The following is a 22887-nucleotide window of genomic DNA, read 5'->3' as shown; positions in this document are numbered from 1 at the left end:
GGTGCCGTACCCAAGGGGGTGTTTCGCGCGCAAGGGGTAGCTCGGCGAAGGAGGGGCGGGCGTAAGGTCGGGGCATGACGTGGAGGCGAAGGCGGCGACGGAGCACGGCCGCACCGCTGTTCGTCATCGCGGCGTCCGCCTACGGGGCCAATGCCGCGCTCGGTACTGCCGTGGCCGCGAAAGTCATCGACACGCGGAACTTCCGCTGGGTGCACCATGCCCTCTACATCGCGACCTGCGTCACGACCGGCCTCGCCGTCGCCGCCGGCCTGTGGGCGCGCCCGCGCCGCGCGAGCCGCCGCGCCGCCCTCGCCCTGCTCCCGGCAGCGGCGCCGCTCGCCGCGATCCCGTACCTCGGCACGCACAGCGCACGGCATCCGCTCGTCGCGCTGACCGCCGCCCCCTTCATCGTCGCGGGCGTCGTGTGCTCGCGTATGCCGTCCGCCGACCGGAAGTGATCACATGGAACTGCTCGACGCCATCCGCCGCCGCAAGACCACGAACGGCGGATTCCTGCCCGATCCGGTGACCGAGGAGCACCAGCGCATCCTGCTCGAGGCCGCCGGGCGTGCGCCCTCGCAGCTGAACAGCCAGCCGTGGCGGTTCGTCGTGATCGAGAACCCCGACACGATCTCGCAGATCTCGCGCATCTCGGGCGAGAGCATGACCGAGGCGATGTCGAACGGCACGTTCTTCGAGCGCTACAAGCCGTACTTCCGGTTCAGCCAGGCCGAGATGGACGAGAAGCGCAGCGGGATGCTGTTCGACAAGCTGCCCGCGGCGCTGCGCCCCTTCACGAGCCAGGTGTTCACCAAGCGCGGTCAGAAACTCATGAACACGTTCGGCGTTCCCAAGACGCTGGGCGAGGAGAACCGCAAGCTCGTCGCCGGCTCGCCCCTGCTGCTGGGCGTGATGCTCGACCGCAGCGAGTACCGCCCGGGGCAGCTCTCGTCGTTCTACTCGGTTTTCAGCATGGGCGCCGCGATGGAGAACATCTGGCTGACGACGGTCGAACTGGGCATGGGCATCCAGTTCATCTCTTTCCCGATGGAGGTTCCGGGCAAGTGGGACGAGATCGTCGACCTGCTGCGCGTTCCGGACGATCTCGAGCTCATGGCCGTCTACCGCCTCGGCTACCTGCCGCCCGAGCAGCGCCGACCGGCGATCGACTGGTCGAGCAGCCAGCGCAAGCTCGCCTCGCAGTACGTCTTCCGCGAGACGTGCGAGACGCCGCAGCAGGGCTGGGACGCCGCGCCCCCGCACGCGGACTGATCACACCCGCGTGAGGGGTCAGGACACGCCGCCCACGCGGCATCCGTTGCGGCGTGTTCTGACCCCTCAGCGGATGCCGGGGCGCGTCAGCGCCGCCCGGTACGGGGGAGTTCGCGGAGGTCCTTCAGCGCCGGCCCCTCGATGCGCGTGCCGTCCGCGGCGAAGCGCGAGGCGTGCAGCGGGCAGTCCCAGGTGCACTCGGCGTCGTTCCAGGCGAGCACCCCGCCGAGGTGCGTGCACACCACGCTCACCGCGCGCGTGACGCCGTCGACCGTCGAGACGCCGACCGGGAGACCGGCACGATTCGCGATCACGCCTTCCCCCTCCGCCGGCTGCGGCACCGGAACGGGATGGGCCTCGGCATCCGTCCATCCCTTCACCGCCTCCTTGCCGACCTCGACGCCCTCCTGCGCGCCCTTGGCGAGATCGGCAGGCACCGTCATTCGCGTGGCGATGGTCGTCATCCAGTGCGGCCGCTCCCGCCACGGGGTGCCGAGGATCTCGGAGGTGAGGCGGATCGCCGCCGCCGGGCCGTTCGACAGCCCCCACTTCGCGTAGCCGGTCGCGAAGCGGATGCGGCCGAGGCCGCGCGGCATCGCGCCGACGAAGGGGAGCTGGTTGTGCGACTGGTAGTCCTGCGCCGACCAGCGATGCGTCTCCTCGGCGCCGGGGAAGTGCTCCTGCGTCCACCGCACGAGGTCGTCGACCGCCGCCTCCTCGCTGTCGGACCGTCCGACCGGATGCCCGTTCCCACCCACCACGAGCTGGGCGATGCCACCGGGGCCGTCGGCATCCGACACCGGGCGGAGCGAGCGGCTGGGGGAATCCACCGACAGGAACGTCTCGGCGGGAACCCCACCCGGAACGCGGAACGAGACGCAGTACGACCGCATGCCGCTCGTCTTCGTGAAATACAGGCCGCGGTCGAGGATGGCGCTGCCGGTCGCGAGCACGATGTCCTTCGCGAAGATCGGGCCGGCGGCGGTCTTCACGTGGGTCTCGGGGATCACCCGCACGCCGGTGGCGCGGATGCCGGTGTGCAGCGTGCCGCCCGCGGCGAGGAACACGCGGGCCAGAGCATCCGCGATTTCGACGGGATCGATCGTCACCTGATCGTCGAGCGCGACGGCGCCGGCGATCGCGAACGGGAGGGTGTCGACGTCGCCAGCCGCGAGCATCCGCGTCGACAAGCCCGCCTCCTGCGCGGCGGCATGCTGCGCCTCGAGGGTCTCGAGTCCGCTGCGGCTGTGGGCGTACGAGTGGTCGGTGCGGCGGAGGTACGAGACATCGGCCCCGTCGGCGAAGGCGGTGAGCCAGTCCATCCCCGCCCGGTTCGACTCGACATAAGCGCGCACGAGCGCGGCCGGATGGTGCTCGCGGATCTCGGCCAGACGCTTGCCCTGCAGCAACGAGAGCTTGCCGGTGTTGCCGCCGGTCGCGAGTTCGGCGATCTCACCCGATTCGATGACGGCGACGTCGAGGCCGGCGCGGCTGAGCATCACGGCGGTGGAGAGACCCGTGATCCCGGCGCCGACGATCACCACGTCGTGACGCGCGCCCGGCTCGAAGGGGGTGCCGAGGTGAGCGGGGGCGTCGGACTTCCACAGGGGCTTCATGCGCGCCAGTCAACGCGGCCCGCACCGCGCCGCCCACGCCCTTGACAAGTGCTCGGCACGCCCTCGCGAGGAGTAGCGTGATGCCGTGACCCTCCGCCGCCTGCTCCTCGTGCTGGCCGGCGGCACGATCGGTACCGCGGCACGGTTGGCGCTGATGCTGCTGATCCCGGACGGTGAGGGATTCCCGTTCGCGATCCTGAGCGCCAACGTCGCCGGGGCTTTCCTCATCGGTCTCGTCGCGGCGCGCCTGCCGGGGTCGCGAGAACTTCGGGTGTTCCTCGCCACCGGCATCCTGGGCGGCTTCACGACGTACAGCACGTTCATGACGGGCACGCTCCTGCTGTCGGCGGATGCCCCATTGCTGGGTGCGGTGTACGCCGTCGGGTCTCTCGTGCTCGGCCTCGCCGCCGCGGCGGCCGGGTCGAGGCTCGGCCGACCGCGATCGGCTGCGGAGGTCGAATCGTGAGCCCGCTCCTCTTCCTCGGCGCCGCGCTCGCCGGAGGACTCGGCGCGGTGCTGCGGTATGTCGTCGATCTCGGCGTCGCGCGGTTCGCGGGGAGGCGCTTCCCCTGGGGCATCCTGCTGGTGAACATCTCGGGGTCCTTCGCGCTGGGATTCGTGACCGCGGCGCTCCCCGAGGGAGCGTTCGTGCTCGGCGCAGGCCTTCTGGGCGGCTACACGACTTTCAGTACGGCGATGCTCGACACCGTCGCCCTCCACCGCGACGGCGCCCGGCGGGCGGCCGCGTTCAACGCCGTCGGGATGCTGGTACTGGGACTCCTCGCCGCCGGAGCGGGGCTCGTGCTCGGGGCGGCGCTGCGCTAGACGGCATCCGCTCTCAGCTTCCTCCCACCCCGAAAATGTACAAATGTACATGTACGGACGTACGGGAGGGCTCGGATGATGACGAAAGCGCGGCGCAGACGCGACCCTGAGGCGCGCCGCCGCGAGATCGTCGAAGCGGCCGCCGAGCTGATCGTCGAGATCGGCGTCGACGCCCTCACCCACCGCAAGGTCGCCGCCCGGGCGTGCGTGCCCCTGGGCGCGACCACCCAGTACTTCGACACCCTCGACGACCTGCGCGATGCCGCGCTCGGATTCCTCGTGGGTGAGATCGAGAAGCGCATCGAGGCCACTCGCCAGGCCGTCACCGCCGTGGGCGTCACCCCCGAGGGGCTCGCTCGACTCATCACCGAGAGCCTCGCCGATGCCCGCGCGCTCGAGACCGACCGGGCCGTCGTGACCGCCGCCGTGCACGACCCGCGCGTGCGCGAGCTGGCCCGACGCTGGTCCGACCAGGTCGTCGAATTCATCGCCCCCGTTCACGGACTGGACCGAGCCCAGGCAGCAGCCGTCTTCATCGACGGCGTACTCTGGCACGCCCAGATCAGCGACGACCCCCTCGAGGAGCGCCTCATCCGAGACGGCCTCGCCGGGATACTCACACCGCACAGCACCGCACCCGAAGCATCCGCACAGACAGCACCCGCAGTACCTTCCCTCGCACCCGCACAGACAGCACCTTGAGGAACAGCCTTGTCGAAACTCGCCGTCCTGAGCCTGAAGAACCGCGCGCTCATCGCCCTGATCACGATCGTCGCCGCGGTCTTCGGCGGCCTCGCGCTCACCAACCTCAAGCAGGAACTCATCCCCTCGCTCGAGCTGCCCGCGCTCGTCGTGATGACCACCTACCCCGGCGCCTCGCCGGAGGTCGTCGAGAACGACGTCTCGACGCCGATCGAGGCGGCGATCCAGGGCGTGCCCGACCTCGAGTCGACCACCGCCACGAGCACCACCAACGCCTCGATCATCCAGGCGAGCTTCGCGTACGGCACGAACCTCGCGACCGCCGAGCAGAAGATGCAGCAGGCGATCAACCGCATCTCGTCGACGCTGCCCGAAGACATCGACCCGCAGGTGCTCGCGATCTCGATCAACGACCTCCCGGTGATCCAGGTCGCCGTGTCGGGCTTCGACGACGCCGACAACGCCCAGGCCGAGCTCGAGACGGTGGCGATCCCCGAGCTCGAAGACGTCGATGGCGTGAACGCCGCCGAGATCGTCGGCGGAGTCGGTCAGCGCATCACCATCACCCCCGATGTCGCGGCGCTCGCCGCAGCGGGTCAGGGCACTCAGGCGATCAGCGATGCGCTCGAACAGAACGGCACGCTGTTCCCCGGCGGTGACATCACCGAGAACGGCGAGACGCTCACCGTGCAGACCGGCGCGAAGATCGCCTCCGTCGACGAGATCGCCGCCCTGCCGCTCGTCGGCACCGATCTCACCGTCGGCGATGTCGCGACCGTCGTGCAGGAGTCCGACCCGATCAGTTCGATCTCCCGCGTCGACGGTGAAGACGCGCTGTCGATCTCGATCACGAAGCTGCCCGCCGCGAACACCGTCGAGGTGTCGGCCGGGGTCATCGCCGCCCTCGACGAGATCGGCGAGGCGTTCCCCGATGCCACGTTCACCGTCATCTTCGATCAGGCGCCGTTCATCCAGCAGTCCATCGAGACACTCGCCGTCGAGGGCCTGCTCGGGCTCGTGATGGCCGTGCTCGTCATCCTGCTGTTCCTGATGTCGGTGCGCTCGACTCTCGTCACCGCGATCTCGATCCCGACCTCGGTGCTCGTCACCTTCATCGGTCTGCAGGCGTTCGGCTACTCGCTGAACATCCTCACCCTGGGTGCGCTCACGATCGCGATCGGTCGAGTGGTCGACGACTCGATCGTCGTGATCGAGAACATCAAGAGGCACTACGTCGGCGACGCCGACAAGGGCGATGCGATCCGGCTCGCGGTGCGCGAGGTGGCGATGGCGATCACGGCATCCACCATCACCACGGTCGCCGTCTTCCTGCCGATCGTGTTCGTCGGCGACATGGTCGGAGAGCTCTTCCGACCGTTCGCGATGACCGTCTCGATCGCGATGATCGCCTCGCTGCTCGTCTCGCTGACGATCGTGCCGGTGCTCGCCTACTGGTTCCTCCGACCCGGCAAGCCCCTGCTCGACGAGAACGGCGCAGCCATCGATCCCGAGCACCAGGACGCCCCGCCCACCCGTCTGCAGAAGGCGTACCGCCCGATCCTCGGCTGGACGCTCAAGCACTCGGGTGTCACCGTCGTGCTCGCCGTGGTCGTGCTCGGAGCGACCCTCGCCGCCGCCCCGTTCATGAAGCAGAACTTCCTCGGCGACACCGGGCAGAACACCATGACCATCACGCAGGATCTCGGCCCGACGGCCAGCCTCGAGACCAAGTCGGAAGCCGCGATCGCGGTCGAGGACGCCCTCGACGGCATCGACGGCATCGAGCACGTGCAGGCCTCGATCGGGTCGAGCGGCTCCTCGGTGCGCGACGCCTTCTCGGGCGGATCATCGGGTGTCACCTACTCGGTGCTCACCGACGAGAGCGCCGACCAGGAGAAGCTGCGTGCCGACGTGCAGGATGCGATCGACGGGCTGTCGGACGTCGGTGAGGTGTCGGTCGCCTCGTCGGCCGGGTTCGGCTCGAGCGACATCGAGATCACGGTCTCGGCGTCGAACAGCGACGATCTCTCCACCGCCACCACCGCGGTGATGGACGAGCTCGACGGCCGCGACGGCATCGACCAGGTGAGCGACAACCTCGCCGCGGCCCTGCCCTACATCGCGGTGGTCGTCGACCGGGAGGCCGCCGCCCAGCGGGGCCTGTCCGAGGTCGCCGTCGGCGCCATCGTCTCGAACACGATGCGGCCGCAGCAGATCGGCTCCGTCGAGATCGACGACACCGCGCTGACCGTGTACCTGAACACCCCGGAGCCGCCCACCACGGTCGACGCGCTGCGCGAACTCACGATCCCGACTCCCCTCGGTGTCGTCGCCCTCAGTGACATCGCGACCGTCGAGCAGCGCAACGGCCCCACCTCGATCACCACCGAGCAGGGACAGCGCACCTCCACGATCACCGTGCCGCCGGCATCCGACGACCTGGCCGTGGCGACGGCATCCGTCACCGCCGCGCTCGCCGCGGTCGACCTGCCCGCCGGCGCATCCGCCGAGGTCGGCGGCGTCGCCTCGCAGCAGGCCGACTCGTTCTCGCAGCTCGGCCTGGCGATGCTCGCCGCGATCCTCATCGTCTACGTGGTGATGGTCGCGACGTTCAAGTCGCTGCGCCAGCCGCTGCTGCTGCTCGTCTCGGTGCCGTTCGCGGCGACCGGTGCGATCCTGCTGCAGATCATCACGGGCGTGCCCCTCGGCGTCGCCTCGCTGATCGGTGTGCTGATGCTCATCGGCATCGTGGTCACGAACGCCATCGTGCTCGTCGACCTCGTCAACCAGTATCGGGAGAAGGGACTGTCGACCGTCGAGGCGGTGAAGGCCGGTGGCGAGAAGCGTCTGCGGCCGATCCTCATGACGGCGCTCGCGACGATCCTCGCCCTCACCCCGATGGCCCTCGGTATCACCGGGCACGGCGGGTTCATCTCGCAGCCGCTCGCGATCGTCGTGATCGGTGGCCTCATCTCGTCGACCGTGCTCACGCTGGTCGTGCTGCCGACGCTCTACAACCTCGTCGAGGGTGCCAAGGAGCGGCGCCAGGCCCGCAAGGGTGGGGGATCGGATGCCGCGGCGACGGGCTCCGACCCGGATGCCCCCGAGGGCCCCGACGCCGGTTCGTCGGAGAAGTCCGGGGCGACCGGGGCGACCGTTTCGGCGGATCAGCTGGTGCTCACCGAGGCCGAGGCATCCGTTCTGCCCCACGCGCCGACGCTGAGCCGCCGGGAACTGCGCGAGCGCCCGCGGCGGCCGCAGTGACACGCCGTACCTGACTCAGGAAGAAGGGCCCCGGAGCCGCGCGAAAGCGTCGGATCCGGGGCCTTTCTGCGCGTCCGTCCTGAGTTGGGTACAGGGTCGCCGGGGGAGTCAGCTCAGGGCGAGGCCCCATTCGAGGGTCCAGGTCTCGCCCGGAGCGAGGCGACGGACGCCGAGTCCGCTGTTGAACGCGTCGGCCGGAGCGGTCATCGGCTCGATCGCGACGGCCAGGTCGTGGCCGGGGTAGTTCGTCGCCGTGTAGACCTGCACGAAATCGAAGCCCTCGCCCTGCCAGAGCGTGAGGCAGCGGCCATCGGGCGCGGTCAGCGAATGCCGCACGCGTCCGTCGGGGTCGCGCGCGAGGTCGGTGAAGCCCGTGTCGAGCTTCGCGTCACCCAGACGGATGCCGTCGCGCAGGGCCGCCTCGACCGGACGGGTGCCGGTGGGCAGCATCCGCTCGTCGGTGTCGAACGCGGTCGCCGCCGGCACGCGGAGCTCGAGGTCGTGCGGGTCGACGTCACCGATGGTCACGTAGGGGTGGGTGCCGAGGGCGACCGGGGCCGCGGCATCCGATCGGTTCGTCAGGGTGTGCGTCACCGTGACGCCGTCGTCGGTGAGGGCGTAGGTGACGGAGGTCTCGACGAGGTACGGGTAGCCGGTCTGCGGCACGATGGTCGCGCGCAGGGTGGCCGCGGCATCCGTCTGGTCGATCTCGTAGGCGGTGAACCGCAGGAGTCCGTGGCTGGCGTTGCCGAATTTCGGTTCGGTGATGGCGAGCTGCCGCGTCGTGCCCGCGTCGTCCCATCGGCCGTCGCGGATGCGGTTGGGCCAGGGTGCGAGGACGACGCCCGAGCACCCGGGAGTCGGCTGATCGAGCGGATATGGGGAGATCAGGTCGACGTCGCCGATGCGCAGTGCGCGCAGCGAGGCGCCGACCTGGGCGATCTGCGCGGTGACGTCGCCGCGGCGGAGGGAGACCTGGATACCGGTGGGATTCACCTCGCCATCGTATGGCCGCAGGGGGAGTCTCCCAGGTGCACCGGGTAGACTCTTCTGGTCGGCTTCGGACACCCGCGCAGTGCGCGGACGTTTTACCTGTTTGAAGTGTGAGTCCAGGGGCCGATGGTGAGCGTCCATCGACGCGCATGAACCATCACATGAATGGCCCCGGCCCCTGAGCGTCCGGCACCCCTCATCCACGGGTGCTCATCCGCGTGTGCCGTGCTGTTCTCGTGCGAGAACGAAAGACAGAAGACACCGACATGCCCAAGAACAAGAAGCCCCAGGGCGGCCGAGCCGCTCGCAACTTCGAGCCGCGCTACGGCGCGAACAAGACCTCCTTCCACGACCGTCACCACGGCGCCGGTGCGCGCGACGGCGGACGCGACGAACGCGCTGGACGATCGGATGCCGGCGACCGCCGCTCCGCCCCCGCCGCGGGCGGTTACGACCGTCGTCCCGGAAGCCGCAGCGCCGGCCACCGCGGATACCGTCCGGCCGAGGCCGAGTCGGGTGCCCCGAAGCAGCGCTGGGGTGCGCAGGAGCGTGCCGGCCGCGACGAGGCCCGCAGCATCCGCAACCGCGCCGAGTCCGGCCGTCGCGAGACGCCGCACCGTCGCGACGAGCGTTCCCGTTTCGAGGGCGGCTCCGAGCGCCCCCGTTACAACGACCGCCCGTCTGCCGGCCGTCGCTTCGACGACCGTCCGCGTCGTGACGACCGTGGTGGTGCCGAGCGTCCCCGGTTCAACGATCGTGGTGCCGAGCGTCCTCGTTTCGATCGTGACGAGCGTCCGCGTCGTGACGACCGTGGTGGTGCCGAGCGCCCGCGGTTCAACGACCGTGGTGGCGACCGTCCCCGTTTCGATCGCGACCAGCGGTCCTTCTCGCGTCCGGCCCCTGAGCGCGGAGCGCAGCGACGAGACGAGGGGCGTGGATCACGCGACGTCGACCGTCCCCGCTTCAACGACCGCGGCAACGACCGTCCCCGTTTCGATCGTGACGAGCGTCCGCGTCGTGACGACCGTGGCGGCGACCGCCCCCGGTACAACGACCGCGGGGCATCCGATCGCCCCGAGCGTTCGTACGACGCCGACCGCGCACGCCGCGCCTTCGACCGCGACCGCACGCAGCGCTCCTACGACGCGCCGGGCGAGCGCAGCCGTCCCTCGACCGGTGGTGCGTACCGCACCGACCGCCCGCGCCGCGACGAGCGTCCGAGCCGTGACGCGCGCCCCGGCCGCAACGACTGGAACGCGAAGCCGAAGGCGGCCTTCGAGCCGACCGACGACGTCGTGCACGAGCGCCTCGAGGCGAAGTCCGTCGCGGCCGTCGAGGTCGACGGTGTGAGCTTCGGCGACCTGGGCCTCGGCTCGAACATCGTCGAGACCCTGGCGAACATGGGCGCCGCGACGCCGTTCCCGATCCAGGCGGCCAGCATCCCGGCCGTACTCGGCGGACGTGACGTGCTCGCCCGTGGACGCACCGGTTCCGGCAAGACGATCGCCTTCGGTGCCCCGCTCGTCGAGCGCGTGCTGCAGTCGCAGGCCGGCAAGCGTCGTGAGTTCGGCCGGTCGCCGCGCGCGATCATCCTCGCTCCGACCCGCGAGCTCGCTCTGCAGATCGACCGCACGATCCAGCCGATCGCCCGCAGCGTCGGTCTCTTCACCACCCAGATCTACGGCGGCGTGCCGCAGGGCCGTCAGGTGGGCGCGCTCAAGAAGGGCGTCGACATCGTGATCGGCACCCCCGGCCGCGTCGAAGACCTCATCAACCAGGGCAAGCTCGACCTCTCGGACTGCCGCATCGCGGTGCTCGACGAGGCCGACCACATGTGCGAGCTCGGCTTCGTCGAGCCCGTGCAGCGCATCCTGCGTCACACCGCCGACGGCAGCCAGAAGCTGCTGTTCTCGGCGACGCTCGACCGCGAGGTCGCGGCTCTCGTCGATGAATTCCTCGTCGACCCGGCCGTCTACGAGGTCGCCGGTGAAGACCAGGAGTCGAGCACGATCGAGCACCGGGTGCTCGTGATCGAGCACCGCGACAAGGCTGACATCCTCACTTCGCTCGTCGACCGCGAGGGCAAGACGCTGGTCTTCGCCCGCACCCGCGCCTACGCCGACATGCTCGCCGAGCAGTTCGACGACGCCGGCATCCCCGCGGTCTCGCTGCACGGAGACCTGAACCAGGCCAAGCGCACCCGCAACCTCGAGCGTCTGACCTCGGGTCGCGTGAACGTGCTCGTCGCCACCGATGTCGCCGCCCGCGGCATCCACGTCGACGACATCGATCTGGTCGTGCAGGCCGACGCCCCCGATGAGTACAAGACGTACCTGCACCGTTCGGGCCGTACCGGCCGCGCCGGTCGTTCGGGTCGTGTCGTCACGCTCATCACGCGTCAGCGTCAGCGTCGCATGACCGAGCTGCTCGACCGGGCCGAGATCGACGCGCCGTTCGAGAACGCGCGCATCGACGACGACATCATCGACGAGATCACCGGCCGCACGCCGACTGCCGAGGCGCTCACCCGCTGAGCGTCGGGCCGCGCGGCTGAAGGTCGCGTGGCCTGAGGGGCCGTGATCTGAGGGGTCAAGAAAGGCCGGGTTGGAGGCATCCGACCCGGCCTTTTCCGACCCCTCGCGCGGGATTCGTGCGCACGACTTCCGAGTCCTGCGGCGACATGCCGGAGTGCAGGGCTGCCTGCGCAGAGTGTCTCGCCCGATTCCGAAAGTCAGGTGGGCCGGTGGCGGGTGCGCGCGTTGCGAAGGAAATCGCACGATACGCAGGAACGGATCCGCGAAAGGCTCCTGCGGAACGAGATGTCTCCTCCGGAGGGCGCGGACAGCGGGGCCCGTGAGGGGTCAAGACACGCCGTGTCGGATGCCGGGGCTGCGGCGTGTCCTGGCCCCTCGCGCACGAGCGGCGGGACCTACCCGAGTTCGTGCTCGTGGATGGCCGTGGTGAGGTTGGCGCCGTTGATGTCGAGGTAGAGCACCTGCTCGGTGACGGTGACCGTGAGGGTGTTACGGCGGGCGAGGTGCGGCACGGCCTGGTCGATGAACCTGGAGTCGAAGCTGTAGACCCGCAGGTCGTCGGCACGGTGGATGCGCTTGCCCTCCCAGGGGGCCATGACCTTCGCGGGGTCGCGGTGGGTGTAGACGACGGTGCGTTCGGCGAGGCGGCTGCCGTAGTGCAGGCGTTCGGCGTCGGGGGCGCCGACCTCGATCCACGCGGTGATCGCGCCGGTCAGATCGCGCACGAGCACAGCGGGCTCATCGGTCTGCGAGATGCCCTCGCTGAAGACGATGCCCTCGGTGAACTCGAGCGCGTAGGCGAGCATGCGGGTGAGCATGTAGGCATCGGTCTCGGACGGATGCCGCGCGACGCGCAGCGAGAAGTCGTCGTAGACGCCGCGATCGGTGTCGGCGAGCTGCACGTCGAACGTGTGAATGGTGGAGCCGATGGCCATAGTCATCGAGCCTACGGGCTGGGGGCGGTCGCCCCGACCAGCGGATGCCGTCGCCCGGCCTCAGAACAGCATGGGCTGCGCAGGGCTCGAAGCTGCCGAAGCCGCCGAACCGGTCGTGCGGAACGTGACGGCCGGACTCGGGCGACCGGCGTTCGGCGTGCCGTTCTGCACGCCGTCCTGACGCCAGATCGAGTCGACGTGCCCCTGTCCCGGACGGAATCCGCGCCGGGGGTAGTCGTCTTCGTGGCGCGCGTCGAGGCCGTGCACGCGGATCAGCGGTTTCACGCGCTTCGCCAACCACTGCCGGTACGGCTTCGGCGCCTCGGCGGAGGCGCCGGGGTAGAGGCCGCGGTACGACGAGACGAGGTCGGGTCGGTGCTCGCCGAGCCACTGGAAGAACCATGGCTTCACGCCCGGCCGTAGGTGCAGTGCTCCGTAGATCACCGTGCGCGCCCCCGCCTCCTTGATGCGCTCGAGCGCATGCGCGATCGCGTCGACCGAGTCGGTCATGTGCGGCAGGATCGGCATCAGGAAGACGGTGACGGGGAACCCGGCATCCGACAGGGCCTTCACGGTGTCGAGCCGCGCCTGCGTACTCGGGGTTCCCGGTTCGATCGCCTTCTGCAGTTCGTCGTCGTACATCGCGATCGACATCTGCACGTCGATCGGCACGCGCTGCGCCGCCTTCACGAGCAGGGGGATGTCGCGCCGGATCAACGTGCCCTTCGTGAGGATCGAGATCGGCGTGCCCGAAGCCGCGAGGGTCTCGATGATCCCGGGCATGAGCTTGTAGCGCCCCTCGGCCCGCTGATACGGATCGGTGTTCGTGCCGAGGGCGACCGTCTCGTGCTGCCAGCTGCCCTTGCGCAGCTCGCGCTCTAGTACCTCGACGACATTGACCTTCACGACGATCTGCGAGTCGAAGTCGGATCCGCCGTCGAGGTCGAGGTACTCGTGGGTGCCGCGAGCGAAGCAGTAAACGCACGCATGACTGCATCCGCGGTAGGGATTGATCGTCCAGGCGAACGGCATGCGCGACGCGCCGGGAACGTGGTTGAGCGCCGACTTCGACAGCACCTCGTGAAAGGTCATCCCGGCGAACTCGGGGGTCGTCACCGACCGCAGCACGCTCGACCGGTCTTCGAGACCGGGGAGCGCCGCGGCATCCGTCTCTCCGAGCTTCTGTCCCTGCCAACGCATGCTTTATTCGAACATGCATCCGAAGTTAACGCAAGTGAGATTCGAAGAAAGAGACGAAGAACTATCCTGCCGGCTCGGTCGCCCGGATGAGCCCGCACTCCACGCACGACCAGACGACGAGGAAGCGCTCGTCGTCGAGGATCTCGAATGTCAACGCGCCGCCGCAGGTTGGGCACACCCGGGGATCCCGCACGTGAGCGTTCATCCCCTCAGCCTACGTCCGGTCATCGAGAAGAGGGCGGTGGGCCCCGGGAGGTGGGGATCTCCCCACAGTCTGAACGTGCATAGCGGTCGTCGTCGGCGGATCGGGGCAGAATGGAGATCATGCCCGAATCGCCGCACGCTCAGCATGCGGCTCCGCGCTCCCCGATCCGTGGTCCGGCGCTGCCGATCGGCGTCGCGGTGACCGCCATCGGCATCCTCCTCTCGCTCGCCTCGGCACCGGCGCCCTCGGCGCCCGAAGCCCTGCGGATGCCCGAGCCGGTCGCGGTCGTGCAGGTGCCCTCGGTCGACGTCGCCTCCACCCCGGCCGCCGACCCCTGCGCCGAGGCATCCGTGCAGGATTCCCTCGCCGCCGGCGACGACGCGGCCACCGTCGCCGGCTTCGGCGGCGGTGAGGCCTTCCGTGCCGCCGTCGTGGCGGGCAACGCGCCGTGCATCTCGCTCTCCGACCCGGCACGGCTGTGGGTCGTCGTCAACAAGGCTCGCCCGCTCGATCCGGCCGACTACGCGCCCGGCACCCTCGCCGACGTGCCGTTGCAGATGACCACGGGATCCGGGCAGGTACGCGCCGACGTCGCGACCGCGGTCGGCGACATGGCGAACGCGGCGATCGAGGCCGGGGTCGGACGCCTCGGTGCGAACAACGGCTACCGCTCGTACGGCCTGCAGGTCACGACCTACGAGTCTCACGTGCGCGACCAGGGGCAGGCCGTGGCGGATGCGGGCTCGGCGCGTCCCGGCCACTCCGAGCATCAGACGGGCCTCGCGGTCGATGTCGTCGCGTGCGGGCTGGGCTGCGGCGGGCTCGACGGGTTCGGCGGCACTCCGCAGAGCGACTGGGTCGCCGCTCACGCCTGGGAGTACGGCTTCATCGTGCGCTACGAGGACGGCGGTTCCGGTGTCACCGGATACGCGCCCGAGCCGTGGCACCTGCGGTACGTGGGCCGCGACCTCGCCGCGGCCTACCACGCGGGCGGGTTCCACACGCTCGAGGAGTTCTTCGGCCTTCCCGCGGCGCCCGATTACCAACCCTGAGCCGCGCTCTGAGGCATCCCACAATCGCGGTACCCAGTACCACGAAGCGCGGGATGCATTCCCACAACGTCCTGTCATGGCATCCGTCGTCGCCCTAGAATCGCGAGAGCAAAGACGCCGAGACGTTCAGGAGGACGCGCAATGGAACGCGACATCTATGAAGAGGATCACGAGGCCTTCCGCGACCTCGTCAAGGACTTCGTCAAGCGCCACGTGACGGGCGCCGACATCGAGCGGTGGGATGCCGCGGGCGAGGTCGACCGCGACACCATGCGCGCGGCGGGCGAGGCCGGCATCATCGGCCTGTCGGTTCCCGAGGAGTTCGGTGGGGCCGGGATGCTGCAGGACTACCGCTTCCGCGCCGTCGTGAACGAAGAGGTCATCGCCGCCGGTGCCGGGTCGCTCGCCGGGGCCTTCGGCATCCAGGACGACCTGGCCGTGCCGTACCTGGTGCACATGGGCACCCAGGAGCAGAAGCAGAAGTGGCTGCCGCGGATGGCGACCGGCGAGGTCGTCGGCGCTCTCGCGATGACCGAGCCCGGCGCGGGCAGCGACCTGCGCGGCATCAAGACCACCGCCAAGAAGGTCGACGGCGGCTACATCGTCAACGGCGCCAAGACGTTCATCTCCTCGGGCGCGACCGCCGACCTGGTCGTCACATTCGTCAAGACCGGTGAGGGCAACCGGCCGGATGCCTTCAGCCTCGTTCTCATCGAGAACGGCATGGAGGGATTCGACCACGGCAAGAAGCTGCACAAGATGGGCTTCCAGGGCCACGACACCGCCGAGCTGTCGTTCAGTGATGTGTTCGTGCCCGACGAGAACCTCATCGGCGGGGTCGAGGGCAAGGGCTTCGTGCAGCTCATGATGAACCTGCCGCTCGAGCGACTGTCGATCGGCGTCGCGGGGGCCGCGGCCGCGCAGGCCGCCCTCGACTGGACCATCGCCTACACGAAGGATCGCGAGGCGTTCGGCGAGCGGATCATCGACTTCCAGAACAGCCGCTTCGCGATCGCCGACATGGCCACGACCGTCGACGCGCTGTGGGCGTACATCGACCGGGCGCTGCTCGCGTACTCGCAGGGCAAGCTGTCGGCCGAGGAGGCCGCGAAGGTCAAGTTCTGGGCCACCGAGCGCGAGTGGGAGGTGCTCGATCAGGGCGTGCAGCTGCACGGCGGCTACGGGTACATCACCGAGTATCCGATCGCGCGTGCGTTCCTCGACGCCCGCGTGCACCGCATCTACGGCGGCACGAACGAGATCATGCGTGAGATCGTCGGCCGCCAGATCGCCGGCAAGCGCTGACGGGCCGAGCGATTCGCGGGTGCGGGATCGAAATCGCACGTAGAAGACCCTGTGAACGTGCTTTTCTGATCCCGCAGTGCGGGCGGAGAGGGGCGGCGCGGAAGCGCCGAGGCGCGGCATCCGTCCCGCTCATCGGAGCGGCTCGGCGGCGGCCTCGCGGGCGGCTTTCGACGTCGGGGAGGCGGCACCGATCTTCCAGTAACCGCAGAAGCTGACGGTGTTCTTGTCGACGCCGCGCTCGCCGACGAGCAGCTTGCGCACACCCGAGGCGAGCGACTGCTCGCCGGCCGCGTAGGTGTGGAACGTCTCGGCCGGCAGATCGAGCTCTGCGACCCGCTGCAGCGCGATGGCTCCGGGCTGCTCGTCGTGCGGGCGCAGCACCCACTCGACCGACACCCCCTCGGGGTGGGGGAAGTCGAGGGCGTCGTCGAGCGACGGCACCTCGATGATCGCGGTTCCGGTGGCGCCGGCGGGAACGGATGCCGCGATCGAGGCGATCGCCGGCAACGCCGTCTCATCACCCACGAGCAGCACCCGCTCGACGCCGCGCTCGGGGTTGAAGGTGAGGCCTTCGTCGATGATGAGCACGTGCTCGCCCGGGGTGCAGGTCTCGGCCCACCGCGACGCGGGCCCGGCGGTGCTGTCGGCGGCCGAGCCGTGCAGCACGAAGTCGACGTCGATCTCGGCGCCGCGATCGCCCTCGGCCGGGCGGTACGCGCGCACGCTGTAGTTGCGCATCACAGGGCGCTCTCCGTCGGGGATGCGCAGGAACTTCAGGTACCCGAACATCTTGTTCGCCTTGGCGGGGACGCGGTCGAGTCCGGCGTCGCCGCCGATCGGCAGGAACAGGCGGAACCACTGATCGAAGCCCATCGGTCGGAACTTCTCGATCTCACCGCCGCCGAGGGTCACGCGCATCCAGTGCGGCGAGAGACGCTCGGAGCGCAGCACGGTGAGGTGCAGGAGCTCCTGCGTCTCGGGCTTGACGAGCTTGCTGTAGGCCATCGGGGCGCCTTTCAGAGGGAGGGCGGCTGCCAGGGGAAGAACACGAGGAGGATCATCGCGGATGCCGCCAGGCTCAGCGCGACGAAGATCGTGTCGCGCGTGCGGAACGGCACCAGGTGCCGCTCGGTGCGGGTGGGGTGTGCGCCGAAGGCCCGGGAGTCCATCGCGAGGGCGACGCGCTCCGCATGCCGGATCGCTCCGGCGAGCAGCGGCACGATGTAGCCCCACCCCCGAGCGATGCGCGAGAAGGGGCCGTTGCCTCCGTGGTGTCCGCGTACGCGATGTGCGGCGCGGATGACCGAGAGCTCGTATCCGAAGCGCGGCACGAAGCGGAATGCGGCCAGCGCCGTGTAGCCGATGCGGTACGGAACCCGTAGCTGCTGCACGCTCGCCCGCACGAGGTCGGGTCCGCTGGTCGTGAGTCCGCCGATGAGGGCGAGGGCGACGATCGCGCCGAGGCGTAGCGCCGTGGCGAAACCGAGCATCAGCGCTCCGCTGTAGAGGGTCCAGTCGCCGATCCGCACCACCGGGGTCGTGTCGCCGACGAGCGCGGTGTCGACCCAGAGCGAGAAGCTGACGCCGATCACGGCCATGCCGAGGGGCAGCACCGCGAGCAGCAGGAGCAGACGCCAGGTGAGGCGGGCGCCGACGAGCAGCAGCACGTAGGCGAGCAGCAGGAACGCGGCCGGGGTGGCGAGGTCGCGCACGAACACCAGGAAGATCATCGCGGGGGCGAACCCCGCCACCTTCGCGAGAGGGTTGAGTGCGTAGAGGAACTGATGCCGCGAGGTGACGGTCATCCTGGCGTACGGGTCGAACGCCGTGGCCGTCATGCCTCGGCCCGCCGTGCGTGCGCCGTGAGCACCCGCTGCAGGGCGGGCAGGCGGAGGCCCGCCGAGGTGAAGGTCTGCTCGTCGCGGAAGAGGTCGGCGGTGCGGCCGCTCGCGTGCACGCGCCCATCGGCGAGGATCACGGTGTGCGTCGTGTGCTCGGCGACGAGCTGCAGGTCGTGGGTGACGATCACGATCGTGGTGCCCTCGGCGCGCAGACCCCGCAGCAGGGCGAGCAGCTCGGTCGCCCGCGCGCGGTCCTGCCCGAAGGTCGGCTCGTCCAGAGCGAGAACGCGCGGGCGCGTGATCAGCGCGGTTCCCACCGACAGGCGGCGCTTCTCGCCGCCCGACAGCAGGAACGGATGCACATCGGCCTTGTGCGCGAGGCCGAAGCGCTCGAGCATCTCGGTCACGCGCCCGCTGATCTCGGCATCCGTGATCTGCTCGCCCTCGGGTCTCCGAGCCCGTCGAAGGGCCAACCCGTGAGCGAGCTCGTCGAACACCGTCTGGGCGATGAACTGGTGCTCGGGGTTCTGGAACACGAAGCCGATGCGGGTGGCGAGGTCGCGGGGAGCGGCCGTGCCCGGGTCGATGCCGTCGACATCGACCTGCCCCTTCGGCGGCGGCACGACACCGGCGAGCGCCTGGATGAGCGTGGTCTTGCCCGCCCCGTTCGCCCCGACGACGGCGGTGAGGCTTCCGGGGGTGAGGTCGAGGTCGATGCCGTGCAGGATCTCGGTGCGGCCCCGACGCACGGTGAGCCCGCGCGCCCGGATGACCGCCTCGCCCGAGTGCGCGGCATCCGTCGGCGGATCGATCGCGGCGGGCGAAGCGGATGCCGGGGGCAGCTGCGCCGCCAGTTCCTCGGGTGTCAGGGGCAGGGGGTCGAGGCGGATGCCGTCGTCGCGCAGCCGCAGTGCCGCCAACGTCGCCGCGGGCAGCCACACCCCCATCGCGACGAGCTCGTCGGTGTGCGCGCGGATGATCTCGGCGACCGGGCCGTCGTAGGCGACGCGTCCCTCGCGGTCGAGCACGATCGTGCGGGTGACGAAGCCCATGGCGGCGTCGAGGTTGTGCTCGACGAGCAGGATCGCCCGGTCGCCCGTGGCGATCACGTCGGCGAGCGCGGCGTAGACGTCGTCGATGCCCTGCGGGTCGAGGTTCGCGGTGGGCTCGTCGAGCACGATCAACGGCGAACCCATCGCGAGGGCGCAGGCGATCGCGAGGCGCTGGCGGCCGCCGCCCGAGAGCCGGTCGGGATTGTCGCGGCGACGCTCCCACAATCCGACGCGGCGCAGGGCGTCTTCGGTACGAGCGGTGACCTCGGCGACGGGCAGGCGCAGGTTCTCGGGGCCGAAGGCGACCTCGTCGTACAGGGTGCCCGTGACGATCTGGGCGTCCGGATCCTGGAAGACCATCGCGACCCGTGTGCTCAATTCAGCGGTCTGCGCGTCGGCGGTGTCGACCCCGCCGGCCTCGACGGTGCCCGTCATCGTCGCCGGCAGCGCGTGCGGGATGAGCCCGTTCAGCGCGAGCGTGAGCGTCGACTTGCCCGAGCCCGAGGGCCCGAGCAGCAGCACGACCTCGCCGGGGTGGATGTCGAACGACACGTCGCGGGGAGAGGGGTGCGCGGCATCGGCGTGGGTGAGAGAGACATCACGCACGCGGAGAAGAGGCGCGGATGGGCGCACGGCGAGACCCCGGGTCGGTGGACGTACGTCTCGTGGAACGTACGTCTCTAACTTAGCCGAGCCTTACCTGGCCTCGCGACGTGCGTTCGTGAATCCGTGAGGGGTCAAGACACGCCTCACGCCCGGCATTCGCTGAGGCGTGTTTTGACCCCTCACGGAGAGTCAAGCGCGACGGATGCCGGGAACGACGGACTCAGCGTCGGGCGACGCCGGCGCGGCTGAGGGCCGCTCCGACCGCGAGGCCGATCGCGGTCCACGCGATGGGCCCGAGCACCGAGATCGCGAGGTATGCGATCTGCGCCCACAGCGGCATGGTGCCGAGGTGCGCGGCGAAGAACACGGCGACTGCCACGACGACGCCGATCAGTGCCGCCGAGATGAAGAAGCGCCAGGCGCCCCACACGCGGTATCGGGTGAGCGCGGCGACGCCCTCCTGGATCGCGCCGAACAGCAGCGCCGTGCCGATGAAGCGCAGCGCCCAGGCCGGGTTGAACGCGCTCGAGACGAGGGCGGCGATCAGGTGCGTGATGAGGGCCACGAACGGGCGCCGCAGCACCTCCTGCGCGATGATCCCCGGCAGCACGTGCGAGCCGAGCACGAGGCCGTAGAGGAAGAGAAGAGGACTCGCGAGCAGGATCGGCGTGACCCATCCGGCGATGCCTCCGATGAGCCCGGTCGCGACGCCGATCGCGGCGCAGATCAGCAGCACGCGGGTCGGCAGAGCAGAGGTTCGGGCCACGGTTTCAGCCTACTTGCGCGCGGGATGCGCGGATGCCGAGGCAGCCGTGTAAAAGCACGGCACCGACGGTCAGCGCAGCCGTGCGGCCAGGTAGGGCGCGGTGCGGCTCGCGGAGCTCTGCGCGACCTGCTCCGGGGGGCCGGAGGCGATGACCCGGCCACCCGCGTCTCCTCCCGCGGGCCCGAGGTCGATCACCCAGTCCGCCGCAGCGACGACATCCATCTCGTGCTCGACGACCACGACCGTGTCTCCGGAGTCGACGAGCGTGTGCAGCTGGGCGAGCAACCGCTGCACGTCGGCGGGGTGCAACCCGGTGGTCGGCTCGTCGAGCAGGTACAGGGTATGACCCCGACGCACGCGCTGCAGCTCGGTCGCCAGCTTGATGCGCTGCGCCTCTCCGCCGGAGAGCTCGGTGGCGGGTTGGCCGAGGCGGAGATACCCCAGGCCGACGTCGAGGAGGGCGCGCAGGCTACGCGCCGCCGCCGGAATCGAGGCCAGCGCTTCGGATGCCTGCTCGACGGTGAGAGCGAGCACGTCGGCGATGGTCCGGCCGTCGTAGGTGACCTCCAGCGTTTCGGCGTTGTACCTCGCCCCGTCGCACGTCGGGCAGCGTCCGTAACTGCCGGGGAGGAACAGCAGCTCGACCGAGACGAATCCCTCACCGAGACAGGTCTCGCAGCGCCCGCCCGCGACGTTGAACGAGAATCGTCCTGCGCCGTACCCGCGCTCGCGGGCGAGGTCGGTGCGGGCGAAGGCCGCGCGCACGGCATCGAACAGGCCCGTGTAGGTCGCGAGGTTCGAGCGCGGTGTGCGGCCGATCGGCTTCTGGTCGACCCGTACGAGACGATCGATGTGCTCGAGACCGCGCACGTCGCGCACGGTCAGCGAATCGACGCCCGCATCCGGCACCGTCGCCTCGGTCGGACGGGAGTCGTCGCCTCCGGCATCGTTCGGAGCGTCGTCGATCTCATCGGGGGTGTCGTCCGCCCGCAGGTGATCGCGGACGACCTCGGGGAGCACACGGCTGACGAGCGTCGACTTGCCCGACCCCGACACGCCCGTCACGGCGACGAGGGTGCCGAGCGGGACGGATGCGTCGACGTCGGCGAGATTGTGCAGGCGGACGCCCTCGACCGTGAGCCACGCCGATGCCTCGCGGCGGTCGCGGCGCGTCAGGGATGCCGCGTGCGCGTCGGGGAACAGGAACGGCCGAGTGACGGACGCCTCGACATCGGCGAGCCCTGGAACCGCGCCGCTGTACAGCACGTGACCGCCGCCCTCGCCGGCACCCGGACCGACGTCGACGATCCAATCCGCGTGGCGGACCACGTCCATATTGTGCTCGACCACGAAGACCGAGTTGCCCGAGCTCTTGAGCTGCTCGAGGACATCGAGCAATTGCTCGGCGTCGGCGGGATGCAGACCGGCCGAGGGCTCGTCGAGCACGTAGACGACCCCGAAGAGTCCCGACCGCAGCTGCGTCGCGAGCCGGAGCCGCTGCATCTCGCCGGGGGAGAGGGTCGTCGTCGCCCTGCCCAGGCCCAGGTAGCCGAGCCCCAGGTCGGTGAGCACCTCGATGCGGGCGAGCAGGTCGGTCGTGAGCGCCACGGCGACGTCGGTGCGCTCGCCCGACAGGGTGGTCGGAAGCGCCGGCGTGACCTCGGTGTCGGTGAGCCGGGTCGTCGGACGGATGACGTCGGCGAGGTCGGTCAACGGGAGCGCGTTGAGCTCGGCGATCGATCGGCCGGCGAAGGTCACGGCCAGGGCCTCGCGCCGCAGTCCGGTGCCCCCGCACAGCGGGCAGGGCCCGGAGCGGACGAACTGGAGCACCTTCGAGCGCATCATCTGGCTCTTCGAGTCGGCGAGCGTGTGGAAGACGTACTTCTTGGCGCTCCAGAACATGCCGTTGTAGGGCTTGGCCACGCGGTCGCGCTGCGGGGTGATCTGCACGACCGGCTGCTCGTCGGTGAAGAGCAGCCACTCGCGATCGGCGGGGGGAAGATCCCGCCAGGGGACGTCGACGTCGTAGCCGAGCGCGATCGTGATGTCGCGCAGGTTCTTCGCCTGCCACGCGCCCGGCCAGGCGGCGATCGCACCTTCGCGGATGCTCAGCGAAGGGTCGGGCACGAGCGAGTCCTCGGTGACGGTGTGCGCGACGCCGATGCCGTGACACTCCGGGCAGGCTCCGGCGACGGTGTTGGGAGAGAACGCATCGGAGTCGAGCCGGGTCGTGAAACCCTCCGGGAACGTGCCCGCCCGGGAGAAGAGCATGCGCAACGAGTTCGACAGCGTCGTCACGGTGCCGACGCTCGATCGCGAGCTGGGCGCGCCGCGCCGCTGCTGCAGGGCGACCGCCGGGGGCAGGCCCGAGATCGATTCGACGTGCGGATCGTGGCCCTGCTGGATGAGCCGCCTCGCATACGGCGCCACCGACTCGAGATATCGGCGCTGGGCTTCCGTGAAGATGGTGCCGAACGCGAGCGACGACTTGCCCGATCCCGAGACTCCGGTGAACGCGACGATCCGATCGCGTGGCATGTCGACATCGACGGAGCGGAGGTTGTTCTCGTTCGCCCCGCGGACGCGGACGAACGAGTCGGGTGCGTTCTCAGAGGGGGAGGGCATCGTGGCGAGTGTATCCGCGACGTCGGACATCGCCCTGGGTGCCGTTCAGGAACGGATGCCGCGGCATCCGTTCGTCGCATCGTCGATGCCGCTC

General features: G+C 70.0%; 19 protein-coding genes. 9 read left to right on the top strand and 10 right to left on the bottom strand.

The window, feature by feature from the left end; genetic code table 11:
• Positions 1-74: 74 nt before the first annotated feature.
• The gene (locus ACIPVN_RS07850; RefSeq protein ID WP_400441719.1) at positions 75-458 is read left to right on the top strand and encodes a hypothetical protein; all 384 of its coding nucleotides are present in this window, start codon (positions 75-77) and stop codon (positions 456-458) included.
• Positions 459-462: 4 nt separating this feature from the next.
• Entirely contained in the window at positions 463-1272 is an 810-nt protein-coding gene (locus ACIPVN_RS07845; protein WP_400441716.1) for a nitroreductase family protein, read from the top strand.
• 86 nt (positions 1273-1358) lie between these two features.
• On the opposite strand, the gene ACIPVN_RS07840 is transcribed toward ACIPVN_RS07845, so the two are convergent.
• Positions 1359-2888, bottom strand: a complete 1530-nt coding sequence (locus ACIPVN_RS07840) for an FAD-dependent oxidoreductase (protein WP_400441713.1) — start codon at positions 2886-2888, stop codon at positions 1359-1361.
• A gap of 85 nt (positions 2889-2973) precedes the next feature.
• On the opposite strand from ACIPVN_RS07840, the gene ACIPVN_RS07835 reads away from it, so the two are divergent.
• The 4 genes from ACIPVN_RS07835 to ACIPVN_RS07820 all read left to right on the top strand — a co-directional run bounded on the left by ACIPVN_RS07835 (position 2974) and on the right by ACIPVN_RS07820 (position 7679).
• Positions 2974-3354, top strand: coding sequence for a fluoride efflux transporter FluC (locus ACIPVN_RS07835; protein ID WP_400441710.1), 381 nt, complete (start codon positions 2974-2976; stop codon positions 3352-3354).
• Positions 3351-3713 (top strand): fluoride efflux transporter FluC, encoded by a 363-nt coding sequence (locus ACIPVN_RS07830; protein WP_400441708.1) that lies wholly within the window; start codon positions 3351-3353, stop codon positions 3711-3713. The genes ACIPVN_RS07835 and ACIPVN_RS07830 overlap by 4 nt, the downstream gene beginning before the upstream one ends.
• Positions 3714-3788: 75 nt before the next feature.
• The gene (locus ACIPVN_RS07825) at positions 3789-4415 is read left to right on the top strand and encodes a TetR/AcrR family transcriptional regulator (protein WP_400441705.1); all 627 of its coding nucleotides are present in this window, start codon (positions 3789-3791) and stop codon (positions 4413-4415) included.
• A 9-nt stretch (positions 4416-4424) separates the two neighbouring features.
• Positions 4425-7679 carry an efflux RND transporter permease subunit gene (locus ACIPVN_RS07820; RefSeq protein ID WP_400441702.1) on the top strand — a complete coding sequence of 1085 codons (3255 nt, stop codon included), beginning with the start codon at positions 4425-4427 and terminating at the stop codon, positions 7677-7679.
• Between the two features lie 108 nt (positions 7680-7787).
• Here ACIPVN_RS07820 and ACIPVN_RS07815 read toward each other — a convergent pair whose 3' ends face one another.
• A complete protein-coding gene (locus ACIPVN_RS07815) occupies positions 7788-8675 on the bottom strand; it encodes an aldose 1-epimerase family protein (RefSeq protein WP_400441699.1) in 888 nt (295 codons plus the stop codon).
• A gap of 263 nt (positions 8676-8938) precedes the next feature.
• On the opposite strand from ACIPVN_RS07815, the gene ACIPVN_RS07810 reads away from it, so the two are divergent.
• On the top strand, positions 8939-11206 hold the full coding sequence (locus tag ACIPVN_RS07810; RefSeq protein ID WP_400441696.1) for a DEAD/DEAH box helicase: 2268 nt from the start codon (positions 8939-8941) through the stop codon (positions 11204-11206).
• Between the two features lie 395 nt (positions 11207-11601).
• Here the strand turns inward: ACIPVN_RS07810 and ACIPVN_RS07805 are convergent, their stop codons facing one another.
• The 3 genes from ACIPVN_RS07805 to ACIPVN_RS07795 all read right to left on the bottom strand — a co-directional run bounded on the left by ACIPVN_RS07805 (position 11602) and on the right by ACIPVN_RS07795 (position 13546).
• The gene (locus tag ACIPVN_RS07805) at positions 11602-12141 is read right to left on the bottom strand and encodes a YaeQ family protein (RefSeq protein ID WP_400443334.1); all 540 of its coding nucleotides are present in this window, start codon (positions 12139-12141) and stop codon (positions 11602-11604) included.
• A gap of 60 nt (positions 12142-12201) precedes the next feature.
• Positions 12202-13341 (bottom strand): Rv2578c family radical SAM protein, encoded by a 1140-nt coding sequence (locus ACIPVN_RS07800; RefSeq protein ID WP_400441693.1) that lies wholly within the window; start codon positions 13339-13341, stop codon positions 12202-12204.
• A 61-nt stretch (positions 13342-13402) separates the two neighbouring features.
• Entirely contained in the window at positions 13403-13546 is a 144-nt protein-coding gene (locus tag ACIPVN_RS07795) for a hypothetical protein (protein WP_400441690.1), read from the bottom strand.
• A gap of 119 nt (positions 13547-13665) precedes the next feature.
• On the opposite strand from ACIPVN_RS07795, the gene ACIPVN_RS07790 reads away from it, so the two are divergent.
• Positions 13666-14598: a M15 family metallopeptidase gene (locus tag ACIPVN_RS07790; RefSeq protein WP_400441687.1), complete on the top strand. Its 933-nt coding sequence runs from the start codon at positions 13666-13668 to the stop codon at positions 14596-14598.
• A gap of 141 nt (positions 14599-14739) precedes the next feature.
• Positions 14740-15903: an acyl-CoA dehydrogenase family protein gene (locus tag ACIPVN_RS07785; RefSeq protein ID WP_400441685.1), complete on the top strand. Its 1164-nt coding sequence runs from the start codon at positions 14740-14742 to the stop codon at positions 15901-15903.
• A gap of 129 nt (positions 15904-16032) precedes the next feature.
• On the opposite strand, the gene ACIPVN_RS07780 is transcribed toward ACIPVN_RS07785, so the two are convergent.
• From ACIPVN_RS07780 to ACIPVN_RS07760, 5 genes are all read right to left on the bottom strand, one after another.
• Positions 16033-16908 carry a siderophore-interacting protein gene (locus ACIPVN_RS07780; protein ID WP_400441682.1) on the bottom strand — a complete coding sequence of 292 codons (876 nt, stop codon included), beginning with the start codon at positions 16906-16908 and terminating at the stop codon, positions 16033-16035.
• 11 nt (positions 16909-16919) lie between these two features.
• The gene (locus ACIPVN_RS07775; RefSeq protein WP_400441679.1) at positions 16920-17741 is read right to left on the bottom strand and encodes an energy-coupling factor transporter transmembrane component T family protein; all 822 of its coding nucleotides are present in this window, start codon (positions 17739-17741) and stop codon (positions 16920-16922) included.
• Positions 17738-19429, bottom strand: coding sequence for an ABC transporter ATP-binding protein (locus ACIPVN_RS07770; protein WP_400441676.1), 1692 nt, complete (start codon positions 19427-19429; stop codon positions 17738-17740). Before ACIPVN_RS07770 ends, ACIPVN_RS07775 begins: the two co-directional genes overlap by 4 nt.
• 193 nt (positions 19430-19622) lie before the next feature.
• Positions 19623-20168, bottom strand: coding sequence for an ECF transporter S component (locus tag ACIPVN_RS07765; protein ID WP_400441673.1), 546 nt, complete (start codon positions 20166-20168; stop codon positions 19623-19625).
• Between the two features lie 69 nt (positions 20169-20237).
• Positions 20238-22793: an ABC transporter gene (locus ACIPVN_RS07760; protein WP_400441670.1), complete on the bottom strand. Its 2556-nt coding sequence runs from the start codon at positions 22791-22793 to the stop codon at positions 20238-20240.
• Between the last annotated feature and the right edge of the window lie 94 nt (positions 22794-22887).

It is taken from the genome of Microbacterium sp. NPDC090003, assembly GCF_044748385.1.
Lineage (GTDB): Bacteria > Actinomycetota > Actinomycetes > Actinomycetales > Microbacteriaceae > Microbacterium.
This window is presented reverse-complemented; position numbering and strand designations above follow the sequence as displayed.